This window comes from Streptomyces sp. NPDC002104 (assembly GCF_053593795.1).
In genome coordinates, this window is the sequence record NZ_JBSFDF010000021.1 from 21,744 (window position 1) to 36,045 (window position 14,302).

Annotated in this window: 12 protein-coding genes; 7 read left to right on the plus strand and 5 right to left on the minus strand. The window is 74.3% G+C overall.

Going from position 1 to position 14,302, the window contains the following annotated elements:
- Window positions 1-14 precede the first annotated feature (14 nt).
- The 3 genes from ACWCP2_RS19270 to ACWCP2_RS19280 all read left to right on the plus strand — a co-directional run bounded on the left by ACWCP2_RS19270 (window position 15) and on the right by ACWCP2_RS19280 (window position 2,612).
- Window positions 15-965 (plus strand): RNA polymerase sigma-70 factor, encoded by a 951-nt coding sequence (locus ACWCP2_RS19270; protein ID WP_450909780.1) that lies wholly within the window; start codon window positions 15-17, stop codon window positions 963-965.
- Window positions 966-1,014: 49 nt separating this feature from the next.
- On the plus strand, window positions 1,015-1,680 hold the full coding sequence (locus tag ACWCP2_RS19275) for a hypothetical protein (RefSeq protein ID WP_450909781.1): 666 nt from the start codon (window positions 1,015-1,017) through the stop codon (window positions 1,678-1,680).
- A gap of 146 nt (window positions 1,681-1,826) precedes the next feature.
- A complete protein-coding gene (locus ACWCP2_RS19280; RefSeq protein WP_450909782.1) occupies window positions 1,827-2,612 on the plus strand; it encodes a VOC family protein in 786 nt (261 codons plus the stop codon).
- Window positions 2,613-2,712: 100 nt separating this feature from the next.
- On the opposite strand, the gene ACWCP2_RS19285 is transcribed toward ACWCP2_RS19280, so the two are convergent.
- The 3 genes from ACWCP2_RS19285 to ACWCP2_RS19295 form a co-directional block, all read right to left on the minus strand.
- Window positions 2,713-3,297, minus strand: coding sequence for a TMEM165/GDT1 family protein (locus ACWCP2_RS19285; protein WP_450909783.1), 585 nt, complete (start codon window positions 3,295-3,297; stop codon window positions 2,713-2,715).
- 351 nt (window positions 3,298-3,648) lie between these two features.
- Window positions 3,649-4,866 carry a cytochrome P450 gene (locus ACWCP2_RS19290; protein ID WP_450909784.1) on the minus strand — a complete coding sequence of 406 codons (1,218 nt, stop codon included), beginning with the start codon at window positions 4,864-4,866 and terminating at the stop codon, window positions 3,649-3,651.
- A gap of 88 nt (window positions 4,867-4,954) precedes the next feature.
- A complete protein-coding gene (locus ACWCP2_RS19295; protein WP_450909785.1) occupies window positions 4,955-5,599 on the minus strand; it encodes a TetR/AcrR family transcriptional regulator in 645 nt (214 codons plus the stop codon).
- 162 nt (window positions 5,600-5,761) lie between these two features.
- On the opposite strand from ACWCP2_RS19295, the gene ACWCP2_RS19300 reads away from it, so the two are divergent.
- Both ACWCP2_RS19300 and ACWCP2_RS19305 read left to right on the plus strand, forming a co-directional pair.
- Window positions 5,762-7,954 carry an FUSC family protein gene (locus tag ACWCP2_RS19300; RefSeq protein WP_450909786.1) on the plus strand — a complete coding sequence of 731 codons (2,193 nt, stop codon included), beginning with the start codon at window positions 5,762-5,764 and terminating at the stop codon, window positions 7,952-7,954.
- 89 nt (window positions 7,955-8,043) lie between these two features.
- Window positions 8,044-8,508, plus strand: coding sequence for an SRPBCC family protein (locus ACWCP2_RS19305; RefSeq protein ID WP_450909787.1), 465 nt, complete (start codon window positions 8,044-8,046; stop codon window positions 8,506-8,508).
- A 175-nt stretch (window positions 8,509-8,683) separates the two neighbouring features.
- Here ACWCP2_RS19305 and ACWCP2_RS19310 read toward each other — a convergent pair whose 3' ends face one another.
- Complete coding sequence (locus tag ACWCP2_RS19310) at window positions 8,684-10,336, minus strand: alpha/beta hydrolase (protein WP_450909788.1); 1,653 nt, start codon at window positions 10,334-10,336, stop codon at window positions 8,684-8,686.
- A 324-nt stretch (window positions 10,337-10,660) separates the two neighbouring features.
- Here ACWCP2_RS19310 and ACWCP2_RS19315 point away from each other — a divergent pair, with 324 nt between their 5' ends.
- Together ACWCP2_RS19315 and ACWCP2_RS19320 are read left to right on the plus strand one after the other, a co-directional pair.
- Window positions 10,661-11,431: a DUF4142 domain-containing protein gene (locus ACWCP2_RS19315; RefSeq protein ID WP_450909789.1), complete on the plus strand. Its 771-nt coding sequence runs from the start codon at window positions 10,661-10,663 to the stop codon at window positions 11,429-11,431.
- 9 nt (window positions 11,432-11,440) lie between these two features.
- Window positions 11,441-12,895, plus strand: coding sequence for a DUF1996 domain-containing protein (locus ACWCP2_RS19320; protein WP_450909790.1), 1,455 nt, complete (start codon window positions 11,441-11,443; stop codon window positions 12,893-12,895).
- A gap of 66 nt (window positions 12,896-12,961) precedes the next feature.
- Here ACWCP2_RS19320 and ACWCP2_RS19325 read toward each other — a convergent pair whose 3' ends face one another.
- Window positions 12,962-14,266, minus strand: a complete 1,305-nt coding sequence (locus tag ACWCP2_RS19325) for a PucR family transcriptional regulator (protein ID WP_450909791.1) — start codon at window positions 14,264-14,266, stop codon at window positions 12,962-12,964.
- Window positions 14,267-14,302: the final 36 nt, after the last annotated feature.

Below are 14,302 nucleotides of genomic sequence, written 5' to 3' on the forward strand. Positions count from 1 at the left end.
AAGGAGACGGACCCATGGCCGGGAGCGCACGACCCGACGGAAGAGAACCCACTGCGGACGCACCCTCGCAGGCCCCCGATGCGGCGACCGAGACCTTCGTCGCCCACCGCAACCTGCTCTTCACCGTGGCCTACGAGATGCTCGGCTCGGCGGCCGACGCCGAGGACGTGCTCCAGGAGACCTGGCTGCGCTGGGCGGGAGCCGACCTCGACACGGTGAACGACCGGCGCGCCTACCTGGTGCGGATCACCACCCGCCAGGCGCTGAACCGGCTGCGCACCATGAGCCGCCGCAAGGAGGCCTACGTCGGCCAGTGGCTGCCGGAGCCGCTGCTCACCACGCCGGACGTGGCCGAGGACGTGGAACTGGCCGAGAGCATGTCGATGGCGATGATGCTGGTCCTGGAGACGCTCGGGCCGACCGAGCGGGCCGTGTTCGTGCTCCGCGAGGTGTTCGGCCTCGACTACGAGGAGATAGCGGCGGCGGTCGACAAGACGCCGGCGGCCGTCCGGCAGATCGCGCACCGGTCCCGCAAGCACGTCGACGCGCGCCGCCCCCGCCGGGCGGTCTCCGCGCGCGAAGCGCGGGTGGCCGTGGAAATGTTCCAGCGGGCGTTCGAGACCGGGGACCTGCAGGGCCTCCTCGACGTACTCGCCCCCGAGGTCGTCTACATGGGCGACGGAGGCGGCATCAAGCACGCCGCCCTGCGGCCGGTCGTGGGAGCCCTCCACGTGGCCCGCCTGTTCACCGGTATGACGGGCAAGGCGGGGAAGGCCGGGATCGGTCTCTCCTTCGCTCACACCATGGTCAACGGCACCCCGGCGCTGGCCGTTCACGTGGACGGAGAACTCGACGGGGTCATCGCCGTCCGCGTCGAGGGCACCCGCATCACGGGCCTGTACTTCGTCCGCAACCCGGAGAAGCTGTCCCACGTCGGCACGGAGACCAGGCCCACCCTGCGGTGAGTGCCGGGTGGTACGTGCCGGGCGGGGAGGGGCTGGCAGCATGGCGTCCATGCCGTCCCTCCCCTCCGCCGGCTCCGAGCCCGCCGTGCCAGCCGAGCCCGCAACCGCCGTACCCGCAGAACCCGCGGCACCCGCAGACCCCGTCCGGCACCAGGACCACGGCACGTGGCTCGTCCAGTTCACCGGCCGGGTGCTCGTGGTCTGCCCGCGCTGCGGCGGCCGCGCGCTCGTGGTGCCGCGGCCCGGCCTCGCGGAGCCGAAGTACGTCAGCGCCCTGCTCTTCCAGCCCCGCCGGCTCGCCTGCGCCGGCTGCGGGGCGCTCGCCGACTGGTCGGCACAGGAAAGGGGCGCAGCCCTGGTCGGGGTCTCGGTCGGCGGTACCGAGGACCCCTTCTTCCGGCGGCCGCTCTGGCTGCAGACCCGCTGTGCGGGACGGATCCTGTGGGCCTACGACGAGGAGCACGTCGAGGCCCTCGCCGCCCATGTGGGTGCCCGGCTGCGCGAGCGGCACACCTCCCCGACGATGTCGATGTTCGCCCGGCTGCCGGCCTGGATGAAGTCCGCGGCACGCCGTGACGAGGTCATGGCCGGTCTGGAGACCCTGCGGACCCTCGCCGGGCTCGCGGCCCCCGCCGACCGCTCCGATGCGGCCCACGAACGGGGCGACCGCCCGCGCCACCAGGGCAGCGTGCTGTTCCGCGGCGGCCCGTACTAGACCTGCTGGAACCGGGCCCGCCGGCGCGGGCACCGGCCGAATGCGGTGCGCCGGGGGACCGTACGTGTGGCGCTGGGCGGGGAAGCCGGGGTGCGGGGCCGCTGCGCGGGTACCTCGCATCCGACACCCCAACGCAGGAGGAACCCGTGCTCGGTACCGACTACCGCCCCGGCTCGCCCAACTGGCTCGACCTCGGGAGCCCCGACATCCCCCGGGCCGCGGCCTTCTACCGGGCCGTCTTCGGCTGGGAGTTCCACCTGCTCGGGCCCGAGACCGGCGGGTACGGGTTCTTCCAGGTGGACGGGAAGAACGTCGCCGCCGTCGGTCAGCTCGACCCCGGTGCGGCCTCCGCGTGGACGGTCTACTTCCGGACCGACGACGCGGAGGCCACCACCCGCGGCGTGCGCGACGGCGGGGGCTCCGTCCGCGTCGAGCCGACGGACGTCATGGCGGAGGGATGGCTGGCCCAGTACACCGACCAGCAGGGCGCCGACTTCGCCGTCTGGAAGCCGGGCCGGACACCGGGACTGGAGCTGACCTCCGCCGACAACGCGCTGTGCTGGGTCGAACTGCACGTGCCCGACCCGATGGCGGCGCTCGCCTTCTACGGAGCCCTCTTCGGGACGCGCGCACGGGAGATGGCCGCGCCCGGCATGAGCTACCAGGTGCTCAGCACCGCCGACGGGGACCAGGAGGACTCCTCCTTCGGAGGGGTGGCGCCCCTGATGGAGGGCGAGACGGACGCGCGCTGGGTGCCGTACTTCGCGGTCGCGGACGTGGACGCGGTGGTGAGCACCGCGCGGACCAGCGGCGCCACGGTGCTGCTGCCGGGAGCGGACGTACCCGGTGTCGGGCGGATCGGCTGGCTGGCCGACCCGGGCGGGGCGGTGTTCGCCCTGCTCGAGGCGGCGCCGCGGGCGGATCGGCGCTGACCCGTACGGTCGGCGTGATCCGTACGGGTCGGCGTGACCCGTACGGTCGGCGTGACCCGTACGGTCAGCGTGACCCGTACGGTCAGCGTGACCCGTACCGTCAGCCGGTGAAGGCTTCGACGAGCGTCCAGAGGGCCAGCGCGGCCATGCACAGGGCGCCGAAGCGCTGAACGGTCTTGAGCGGGACCCGCTTGGCGATGAAGCGGCCCACGAGCAGGGCGAGGGCGGACACCGACATGAGGGCCGCCGCGGAGCCGATCGCGGTGGGCAGCCAGCCGTTGGTGGCGGCGAGGTTCGCGGTGGTGATCTGCGTCAGGTCGCCCCACTCGCCGATGAAGACGGCCATGAACGCCGTGGTGAAGACGGGCCAGAAGCCGGTGACGGCCTTGGCCGCCGAGTCCGCCTCGTCGTCGTCCCCGCCGGAGCGCATCATGACGACGGCGCCGAAGGCGAACAGGGCGGCGGAGGTGAGCTTGACGGCCATGTTCGGCAGCATGCTCAGCAGGCTTCCGGCGCCGACCGCGATGGCCACGTGCACGATGAACGCGGTGGAGGTGCCGAACCACACGTACAGCGGCCGCATCCGGGTGCCCATGGCCAGCGAGGCGAACATGGTCTTGTCGGGGAGCTCGGCGAGGAAGATCAGACCGAAGGCGGTGAAGATCGCCACGGGGTCGAGAGCCATTCCGGGTGCTGCTTTCTGCTGGAGCCGGGCTCTGATGGCTCGGATCGGCACCCAGCGGGAGGCGACGGGAAGAACCACTCGGCCCGGCACGACGAAGCGGCCCACACGGTGATGTGGGACGGGTCATGCCTTGGCCGAAGGTCTCGTCCGCCCCGCGCCTGAAGCGCGGTGGCCCGGTGGCCGGGACCCGTCGAGGCGTCCAGTATGTCGACCAGCGGTTTTCGGGACTACTCCCCTTCGCTGCCGACCACCCTACCAGCGCCGCCGGGTGCCCCGGCAGGGGCGAAGGTCCCGGGGCGGCTCCCGGGGCCGGGCCGCCGGTCACGGGAGCCGGCGGCTGACGGTCGGCGGCTATCCGAAACGCACCGGGAGGTACGTGACCCCGTTGATGAAGTCCGAGCGCAGGCGGCGGACCTCTCCCGTGAGCGAGACCTCCGGATGGCGGCGCAGGAGTTCCCGGAGCAGGGCCTTGATCTGGGTGCGGGCGAGACCGGCCCCCAGGCAGAAATGGGGGCCGCCGCCCCCGAAGGCGAGGTGGTCGTTCGGGGTGCGGCGGACGTCGAAGGCGAAGGGGTCGGCGAAGACCTCCTCGTCGCGGTTGGCGGAGGTGTAGTACGTGACCACCTTCTGTCCCTCCGAGACGGGCCGCCCGTGCAGGACGGTGTCACGGGTGGCGGTGCGCCGGAAGTTGTGGATCGAGCCGCCCCAGCGCAGGAACTCCTCCGTCGCCGTGGTCCACAGGGCCTCGTCCCCGGGGGCCGCGGCCAGTTCCGCGCGGGCGGCGGGATGGTCGATCAGGGCGATCAGGGCGCCGGAGAGCAGGTTGCGGGTGGTCTCGTTCCCGGCGACGCAGAGCAGGACGAAGAACATGTTGATCTCGTCCGGCGACAGCCGGTCCCCGTCGACCTCGGCGTGCACCAGCGTCGAGAGGATGTCCTCCCGGGGGCGGACCCGCCGCTCGGCGGCCAGCGCGTCGCAGTAGGCGTAGATCTCGGCGGCCGCGAGATCGCTGTCGTGCTTTCCCGCCGACAGCTCGGGGTCCTGGGAGCCGGCCATCCGGTTGCTCCAGTCGAAGATCAGCCGCTCGTCCCCCTCGGGGACGCCGACCATCTCGCAGATCGTCTGGATGGGCAGCCAGGCGGCGACCTCCGCGACGAAGTCCATGTCCCGGCCCGGGGCGACCGCCCGCTCCACCAGGGCGACCGCCCGCTCCTGGATCCGGGCCGCGAGCCTCCGTACGACCCGGGGCGTGAAACCCGCGCTGACCAGCGAGCGGTACCGGGAGTGGCGCGGGGCGTCCATGCCCAGCAGGACCAGGCGCAGGGTCTCCAGGGACTCCGGGTTCTGGTCGCGGATCATGAACGACCCGCGTTCGGTGGACCACAGCTCCGGGTCGCGGCTGACGGCCTTGACGTCGGCATGGCGGGTGACGGCGTAGAAGCCGGCGTGCGGGCCCGGCACCTCGTGCCAGTGGACCGGGTCCTCCCGGCGCAGCCGGGCGAACTGGGCATGCGGGACCTCACGGGCCCAGGTGTCCTCGAGCAGGTCTATCTCGCCGGTGGGCAACACGGGGCGGTTCCCTTCGTCGGACGGATCGGGGCGGTACGGGCCGCAGCTCACGGGTCGCAGTTCACGGGCCGCTGCTGCGGTGCGCGGCTCAGCGGGGTGCGCCGAGTCCCAGGACGGCGCCGAGGGCCTCGACGACGAGCCGGTCGGGGACGGCGGCCGGTTCGAGGCGGTGCTGCATGGCCAGTCCCAGGAGGATGCCGAGGACGAGGGCGCCGGTCTCCTCCGGCGTACGGGTCAGGGGAGTGCCGGTGGCCTCCGCCCAGTCGGCCAGGCCCTCGCCGAGCTGGGCACGGATCTCGGTGTACCGCTGGGCGAGCCGGTCCCCGATGAGGGGGCCGCGGGCGGCGTGCAGCCACAGCTCCGTCTCCAGGAGCAGCCAGGAGTCCCCGTGCTCGGGGTGCGGGCGGGTGAGGCTGCCCCACATCGCGGAGAAGTGCACGGCGGGGTCGGCCGGGTCCCCGGCCGCGATCTCGGCGGCCAGTTCCTCGCTGGTGCGTTCCTTCCAGACCTCCAGAAGCGCCAGCAGCAGGCCCTCCTTGCCGCCGAAGTGGCTGTAGAGCGCGCCCGTGGTGCGCCCGGCCGCCTCGGCGACGGCTTCGGCGGAGACGGCGTGGAACCCCTTGCGGGCGAAGAGGTCGGCCGCCGCGTCGATGAGCCGGGCGCGGCTCTCGGACTTGCGCTGCGCCTGCGGGACGCGGCGCCGCGGGGGCTCCTGGGTGCGGGACGGCTCCACCGGGCCTCCTGGGCGCTGGCTCTTGCTCTTGGCTCTTGCACTTGTACGTGAACGTGCCCGTGCACTGGTTATATCGGGGTGCCGATATAAGTTGCGCCCTCCCTGACGAAGTGTCAAGCGGTCCCGCAGGACCGAACGGGCGCCCGGTGGGACGCTGAAAGGGTGCGCGCCGCGCTGGAGGAGCTCCGTACGGGCACCGGCCCCCTGCCGGCGGCCGCCCGGCGGGCCGTCCGGGTCACCCTCGCCGCGGGTCTCGGCTTCTACGCGTTCCTGTACGGGCTGGACCGGCCCATCGAGGCCACCTACGCGCTCTTCGCCGCCGTCGCGCTGGCCGGGCTCTCCCGGATACCGGGCAGCGGACACCTCCGGGCCCGGATGGTCGCCCGCGCGCTCCCCGCCGCCTGCGCGCTGGTGGTCCTGGGCACCTGGCTGTCCGTGCGGACCTGGGCCGCCGTGGCGGGCATGCTCGTCATCGGCTTCTGCGTGGCCTTCACCTCGACGGCGGGACCCCGCCTCGGGGGCGCGGCGCCCGGGCTCCAGCTGCTGTACATCCTGCCCAGCTTCCCGCCGTACGCCCCCGACACCCTGGGCCAGCGGCTGACGGGCACCGTCGCCGGGATCCTGCTGCTGATCATTGCCGAGGCCACCGTGCTGCCCGACCCGGCCGTCCCCGGCTACCGGGACCTGGCCGCCGCGGCCGCCTCCGAGGCCGCCCGGTGCGCCGAGGCGCTGGAGCGGCCGCCCCACACCCTCACCGCGGCGCAGGCCGCCCGAGCGGCGGAGCGGTCCCAGTCCCTGCGGCCGTCCAAGGTCGACGAGGCGCACCGGCCCGCGGGACCCGGCGTACGGGAACGCGCGCTGGCGCACACCGGACTGGCAGCCCGCACCCTCCTGGCCCGGCTCCGGTCCCTGCCCCCGCCGGAGTCCGGGCCGCCGGGGGGCGGACAGGACGGGCTGGACCTCGTACGGGCCGTGCGCGAGTCGGCCGCCGGGACGGCCGGGCTGCTCGGATCGGGGACCGAGCCGCCGGCCGACTCGACCCGGCTGCGGGACCTCCAGGTCTCCCTCGCCCGGACCCCCGTGACGGGGCCCGGGCCCGGGTACCGCAACGCCGCCCTGGTGGAGCTGGCGGACGCCGCGCTCGTGCTGCGCGGCGCCGCGGGGTTCGCCGTACGGGGGCGCGCGGGGGTCGTGGACGGGGCCGGGCCCGGGATGGGGGCCGCGGCCGGGCCCTCCGACCGGTTCTGGTACGCCGGGGAGGGGCCGCTGCTGCTCTGGTGGCGCCGGCTGGCCGGGAACTCGGGGCCCCGGTCCGTGCACTTCCAGAACGCCGTCCGGATCGCCGTGGCCCTCGCCGCCGCCCGGGCCGTCGCCGGGCTGGACTCGCTGCCGCACGGCTTCTGGGCGATGCTCGCCGTCCTCAGCCTGACCCGGACCAACGCCGAGCAGACCCGGGCCACCGTCCGGCTGGCCCTGATCGGCACCCTGGTGGGCGCGGCAGCCGCGGGCGGGGTCCTCGCCCTGGCCGGGGAGGCGAGCACGGTGTACGCGTTCCTGCTGCCGCCGCTGATGCTGTTCGCGTTCTGCGTCGGGCCCGTGCGCGGCGTGGGCTGGGCGCAGGCCATGTTCACCCTGGTCGTGGCCATGGCCTTCGCCCAGCTCTCCCCGGTGACGTGGCAGCTGGCCGAGGTCCGGTTCCTGGACGTCCTGGTCGGCAGTGCGATCGGGACCGTGTGCGGGCTGCTGGCCTGGCCGCGCGGCGCCCACGACGAACTGGGGCGCGCCGTCGCCGAGCTGCTGCGCGCCGCGGCCGACGACGTCCAGGCGGCCACGGCCGCCTTCGGTCGGGACCGCGCGGCCGGGCCCGACCAGCGGGTGCGGCACGCGCTGGCCCTGGCGGAGAGCGCGTACGCCCAGTACCAGACGGAGCGCCGGCATCCCTCCGCCGCCGGGGGCGAGGACTGGCAGGCCGCCATGATGACCGGGCACCACGTCCTGTGGGGCGGCCGCAGACCGCCGGGCGCACCGCCCGGCCCGCGCGAGGAGGCGGTGGTCCGGGAGTACGGGGCCCGGGTGGCGGCCGGCCTGCGCCACGCGGCGGCTGCCGCGGATCCCGTGCACGCGGCCGGGGCCAGGCCCCCCGGTCCCGCCGGTCCCCCCGGTCCCGCCGGACCCGCCGGACCCGCCGGACCCGCCCCGCGCGGGCCCGGGACCGGGGGCGCACCGCCGGCCTTCTACGGCGCGATGGCCTGGCTGGACACGCTGACCGCGGATCTGGAGCTGCTCGGCCGGGGGTCCGGGTCCGGCCCCGGCGCCGCTCCCGGAGCCGGTCCCGAGGCCTCCGGCCGGGCCTGAGCGCGCGGCGGTGCGCCGGGAGCACGGCTCTGCGATGGTGGAACCAGGGGTACCGGCCCCTCCGGCCGGGTGTGCGGTGAGGAGCGGCCATGTCCGGACTGTTCGAGGCCGGCGTCGAGATCGACCGGCCCGTCGCCGAGGTGTTCGCGTACCTCGCGGACGGGCGCAACGACCCGGAGTTCAGCCCGCGCGTCCTGCGGATCACCCGGACCCCGGACGGCCCGACCGCCGTCGGGACGGTGTTCCGCAGCACGGTGAAGGACGCCGGGATGAAGACCGGCAGGGAGTTCGCGATCACCGCACTCGACGCGCCGGCGCGGATCCGCTGGACGGAGCTGAGCCGCAACCTGGTGACCGCGGAGGGCGGCTACGACCTCGCCGAACTGCCCGGCGGGCGCACACGGTTGCGCGTCTTCAACACCCTGACCGGGCACGGCTTCGGCCACCTCCTGGTCGGGCTCGCCCTCAGCGCGGCGCGCAAGGACGCCCCCGACTTCGGCCGCCGGATCAAGGCGGCGGTGGAGGCGTCCTCGGCGTCCTCCCGGCCGGAGTGAGGACCGGGCCGGCCGGGGCCGCGGTTCAGGCCACGGGGTCAGGCCAGCGGGTCCAGGTCAGCGGTCCGGGCCACCGGGTCAGGCCAGCGGGTCCAGGGCACCGGTCCAGGCCACCAGGTCTGGCCACCGGTTCAGGTCACCGGTTGAGGCCACCGGTTCAGGCCACCGGGTCAGGTCAGAAGCGCCCCGGCCCGGACGGAATCGGCAGCGGCTTCACCGGCGCCCCCTGCCGCTCCCCGCCGGGTGCCGTCGTACGGCAGCTGATGTCCCGGGCCGGCAGCCGTCCGGTGGCGAGGTACGCGGTGACCGGCGCGGCGGCGCAGGAGTGGGGGTCCGCCAGGTACACCCCGTGGCCCTCGCCGCCCAGGGCCAGCACCATCCGTGAGCCCTTCAGCGCCCGGTGCAGGCCCAGGCCGCTGGCCAGCGGGGTCTGCGAGTCCCACTCGTTCTGCACGGTCAGCACCCCGGCCCGCGCCGTCATCGGGGTCTGCGGTTCGAGCGGGCGGGGCCAGAAGGCGCAGGGCTTGATGTTCGACGCGAAGTCCCCGTAGAGCGGGTACGCGGCCTTGTCCCTGACCGCGTCGCGCCGGTACCGCCCGGGATCGCGCGGCCAGGAGTCCGTGTCCCCGCACGCCACGCTCCACAGGACGGCGACGGCGTTGTCGGAGGCGGGCTCGGCCGGGGCCGGCCCGGAGGCGCCGGCGAGCGCCCGTTTCATGTCGAAGCCGGGCCCGGAGGCGCCGGGAGTGACGGCGGGCTTTCCGTCGGCCGCGTCCTTCAGGGCCACCACCAGCGGGGTGACCTGCGCCGGATAGAAGAACAGCGCGCGTGCGCCCCGGATGTCGTCGCCGGTGATCTTCTCCCCCTGGAAGACGATCGGATCCCGGTCGGCCCGCGCCACCAGGTCCCAGAGGGTCTTCGACACGGCGGCCGGGCTCTTCCCGAGGTGGTACTCGCCCGACCGCTCCGCCGCCCACCGCGTCCACCGGGCGAAGGCCGGCTCGGACTCCGGGGCCCAGCTCCGGAACATGCCGCGCCAGATCAGCTCCGGGTCGACCCCGCTGTCGAGCACGAAGCGGTCGGTCCGGCCGGGGAACATCTGCGTGTACACCGCGCCGAGGTACGTTCCGTAGGAGTAGCCCAGGTACGAGAGCTTCCGCTCGCCCAGGACGGCACGGATCGTGTCCATGTCGCGGGCGGTGTTGCGGGTCGTGATGTACGGGAGCACGGAGCCGGCCTTCGCCCGGCACTTCTCGGCGATGGTGCGTGCCCAGGCCACGTCGGAGGGGAAGGACCCGGGGTGGTAGGGCCGGTCGACGCCCTGCTCGGCGTCGGACAGCCCGCAGCTGATGGGGCTGCTGGCGCCGACCCCGCGCGGATCGAAGCCGATGAGGTCGAACCGCCCGGCCACCTCGGCGGGCATCACCTCGCCGAGGGCCAGCGGCAGATCGAGCCCGGTCCCGCCCGGCCCGCCCGGATTCATCAGGAGGACCCCGTGCCGTCGGGCGGGGTTCGTGCTCCGGATCCGGGAGATCGCCAGGTCGAGGGTGCGTCCATCGGGCCGCCGGTAGTCGAGCGGCACCTTGATCGTGGCGCACTCGTACGCGGCCGGCTGCTCGGCGCTGCACCGGTGCCAGGCGGGCTTCTGCCGCAGGTACGCGGCGTCCGTCCCGGCGGCGACGGCGGAGGAGACGGTGCCGGTGCCGGTGCCGGCGTCGGCGTCGGCGTCGGCGGTCAGGGCGGAGGCCTGGGTGGCGGCGAGCAGGGGCACGGTGCTCACGAGGAGCCCGGCGGCGGCCAGGAAGGATGCCAGTCGTTTCTTGCGCACGGGGGCCGTTCCTTTCGGGTGGGCGGTGGTCCGCCCCCACCCTGGGTCACCCCGAGGGCCGGGCGAATCCACCTGAGGGGCGGCGCCCTCTACTCCTCGCGAATGACTGGAAATCCGGACAACTGGCCGACGCGCCGGGCTTTTTGCCGTCGCGTCAGATCCCGGAGGACGCGGACCGCACGGGGCCGGGCGGGCGGCACCGTAGCAGCCTTTCGGGGGCCCGCCCCGATGTTTGTCCAGTCCGGATGGGCCTTCCGTGGGGGAGGCGGAGCCGGCATTAGCGTCCCTTGGCACCCGGGCCGTCCCGGGAGTCAAGGAGGCACAGTGCTGTCCATCCGTCGGAACAACCTCGGCGGCATGTCGGTCGCCTCGCGGCACGTGATGGGCACGGGCATCGTCATGGGAGCCCTCGCCCTCACGCTGATCGCGCTGCTGATCCCGGTACGGAGCTTCGGCGGCACAACCGCCGCGGCCGCTCCGGCCCTCTCGTCGGCCCCGGCCGGCCCGCCCGCCCCGGCCCCCGGCTCCGCGTCCGCGCCCGCGGACGACGACGGCGCCGGGGTGATGAACACGGCCTTCGGGCCGCTGACCCCCCAGGACCGCGAGTTCGTGCGCAAGGTCCGGCTCGCCGGCCTGTGGGAGCTGCCCGCGGGCCGGCAGGCCCAGGAGCGGGGCACCCGCAAGTCGGTGCGGACGGCCGGCGAGCACCTCGTGGAAGGACACACCGAACTGGACCGGCGGGTCGTCGAGGTCGGCGAGGCGCTCGGCGTCGAACTCCCGGACCGGCCGTCCGGCCAGCAGCAGGCCTGGCTCGACCAGCTCGACCGGGCCCAAGGGGCCACGTACGAGCGGCTGTTCGTGCAGCTGCTGCGGCGGGCGCACGGCAAGGTCTTCACGCTCGTCGCCCAAGTGCGGGCGCAGACCCGCAACTCCGTGGTCCGTGAGCTCGCCACGGACGCCAACACCACGGTGCTGGACCACATCGCGGTGCTGGAAGCCAGCGGCCTGGTCGATTTCGAAGGCCTCGCGGACACCCCTCCCGCGGCCGCCCCACCCGCCGGTCCCTCTCCCACCGACACCCGACCGAGGAAGTGAAGTGATCACATGCGCGACGACGACTCCACGGAAGGCCGCCCCACGGGGGCCCGTCCCACGCCATCCCGCACCGCGCAGGCCCGTCCCGTGAAAGGCCCGGAGCGCCGGGACGGGGCGGGGCACAAACGCAGGACGCGTCCCCTGTACAAGGTGCTGGCCGCCGCCTCCGCGCTGGTCCTGGGCGCCGGCGGGGTCGTGATCGCGGGCCAGGTCGCCTCCGCGGGCCAGGACGCGGGGCGCCGGGCGCCGGTGACGGCCACCATCGACTGCCCCGACGTGGGCGAGCGGCTGCGCGAGGTCCCCGATGGGGCGCGCGCCGAAGTCGACCGGGAACTCGCCGGTCTCGACGACCAGATAGCCGGGGCCTACCAGCGGCTCGCCACCGGCCGGGCTCCGGCGGACGCGCTGCTCGGGGAGCTGAAGGACCGCCGGGGGGCCTCGATCGGCCGGGTCTCCGAGGCGATCGGCCGGAACACGGCCCGCCCCGAAGGACTGGCGGAGCTGAGCGCCTGCACCCTGCAGGAGGCACCGGCCGCCGAAGAGGAAACCGCCCTGAGCGACGCCGGTGGCGCCGCCCGGAGGGGAGGCCCGGCCCGCTCCGACTTCGTTCCCATCGGCAAGGTGAAGCCGAACGTCCGGCGCCCGGCAGCCAGGCCCGGCGCCTCCACGGGCTCCTTCTCCGTGGAATGCGGCCGCAACGAAGAACGCCACCTCAACCCCGACAACGTGATCGTCGCCCCCGGGGTGAGCAACGGCGCCCACCACATGCACGATTACGTGGGCAACCGGACCACGGACGCCTTCTCCACCAACAACAGCCTCGCCGCCTCCGGGACCACCTGCAAGAACGGTGACCTCTCCGCCTACTACTGGCCGGTGCTGAGGCTGCGCGACGGCAAGGCCGAACAGGACGCGGGAGCACCCGGCGGCGGCCAGGACGCCAACGTGGGCACGATCCTGCGGCCCAAGCAGGTGACCATCGAGTTCAAGGGAAGCCCGGTCTCCCGCGTCACGGCCATGCCCCGCTTCCTGCGGATCATCACGGGCGACGCGAAGGCCTTCACCAACGGCCCGGCCAACGCCAATGCCTCCTGGAGCTGCACCGGCTTCGAGAACCGGCAGCTGAAGGACAAGTACCCGATCTGCCCCAAGGGGACCGACGTGGTGCGGACCTTCAGCTTCCAGAGCTGCTGGGACGGAAAGAACACCGACAGCGCCAACCACCGTACGCACGTGGCCTTCGCCGGCCGCGACGGCTCCTGCCCGGCGGGCTTCAAGGCGGTGCCCCAGCTGGTGCAGCGGATCGTCTACGCGACGGCCCCCGGAGCGCGCATCGCGGTCGACAGCTTCCCCGAGCAGCTGCACAAGCCGGTGACCGACCACGGCGACTTCGTCAACGTCATGCCGGACGCGCTGATGGCCCGCGCCGTGCGGTGCGTGAACGGTGGACGCGCCTGCCGCTGACGACGCGGAAAGGCGGTGCCGGCCCGGAGCGTGCTCCGGGCCGGCACCGCCTCGTGCGCCGTTCCTCTAGAGGCCGTTGACGCGGGCGATGCGGCCGTCGCCCGGAGACGAGCGGAAATCGGCGCTCACCACTCGGGCCCGGCGGCTGCCCCGGATCGGACGAAGCCGGACCTGGGCCATCAACCGGCGGCTGCGCAAGGCCAGTTCGAGCTCGAAGCGGGTGCGCGGATCCCGCAGGCCGGGACCGAAGAGCTTCTCCAGCTGGCGCATGCGGTAGCGGACCGTCTGCGGGTGGACGCTCAGCGCCTTGGCCGCCTCGGGTGCCCCGCCGCCCTCCAGCCAGGCGAGCAGGGTCACTTCGAGCCGCTCGCTCTGGCGCGGGGTGAGGTCCGCCAGCGGCCGCAGCCAGCGGGCGGCGAGTGCGTGGGCCAGGGGCTCGTCCTGGAGGAGCAGCAAGGTCGAGAGGTGGTCGTCCACGAAGACGGTCCGGGCGTCCGGCCCGGACCGGGCCTGCGCCGGGACCAGCGCGAGCAGGCGTACCGCCCAGCGCAGGGAGGAAGCGGTGTCGCCGGGGGCCACCGGGTGGCCCACGACGGCGAGCCGGCCGCGCAGCGCGGCGTCCAGGGCGGTACGGGCCTCCGGGTCGGCGGTGGGGACGAGCAGGCAGGGCTGGCCGGCGACCATTCCGCCGAGGCAGTCGTCGAGCAGGGCCGCGAGCTGCTGGGTCTCCCCGGGCGAGGCCAGGGCCACGGCCCGTACGGCCACGGGGAGGGGCCACCCGGCCGATCCGGCCAGTTCGGCGAGGGCCGGTTCGCGGTGCGGGGTGTCATCCGTGAGCAGGGCGAAGAGCTCCCGCCGGGCGTGCTCGCGGACCGATCCGAAGCGCTGGAGGGGTACGGCCTGCAGCGGTGCCAACTCCCCGCCCCGGAAGGCCGCGTGGGGGTGTGGGTGTGGGTGCGGGTGGGGGAGCGGGTGCGGGTGTGCGTGCGGGTGGGGCCGGGCGTGCTCGGCCTCGAAGTCGGCGGCCGTCGTGGCGGCGGGTGCGGAGCCGGACCGGCTCGTCCGCGTGTGACGGTCAGCGGGTTCCTGGCCGACGGCCGGGCCGCCTCCCCCATCCCCGTCGATCCCGTCGAGCCCCGTGCATCCGGGGCCGCCGGCGCCCTCGCGGTAACCGAGGACGGTGAGCAGGGCCCCTTCCATCCTCTGTCTGACCACTTCGTCGTCGATCTCCTCGACGAGCGCCGAGAATCCGGGGACGGTCTCCCTCAGTTCTTCCACCAATCCCGCCGCGAGCATGGGTAGTTCCTTGCGCAGTACCCGGGTCCACTCGCCGCGTGGGCGGGACCAGATGCGGTTCAGAAGTTCGCACATTGTTACCTCGTTCAAGCCGGGGTATGGCCTGCCCCG

What these genes read in the sequence shown, in the direction of transcription:
- ACWCP2_RS19325 (WP_450909791.1), bottom strand. Translation starts at nt 14,266, where the DNA reads ATGTGCGAACTTCTGAACCGCATCTGGTCCCGCCCACGCGGCGAGTGG.
- ACWCP2_RS19275 (WP_450909781.1), top strand. Translation starts at nt 1,015, where the DNA reads ATGCCGTCCCTCCCCTCCGCCGGCTCCGAGCCCGCCGTGCCAGCCGAG.
- ACWCP2_RS19320 (WP_450909790.1), top strand. Translation starts at nt 11,441, where the DNA reads ATGCGCGACGACGACTCCACGGAAGGCCGCCCCACGGGGGCCCGTCCC.
- ACWCP2_RS19285 (WP_450909783.1), bottom strand. Translation starts at nt 3,297, where the DNA reads ATGGCTCTCGACCCCGTGGCGATCTTCACCGCCTTCGGTCTGATCTTC.
- ACWCP2_RS19270 (WP_450909780.1), top strand. Translation starts at nt 15, where the DNA reads ATGGCCGGGAGCGCACGACCCGACGGAAGAGAACCCACTGCGGACGCA.
- ACWCP2_RS19305 (WP_450909787.1), top strand. Translation starts at nt 8,044, where the DNA reads ATGTCCGGACTGTTCGAGGCCGGCGTCGAGATCGACCGGCCCGTCGCC.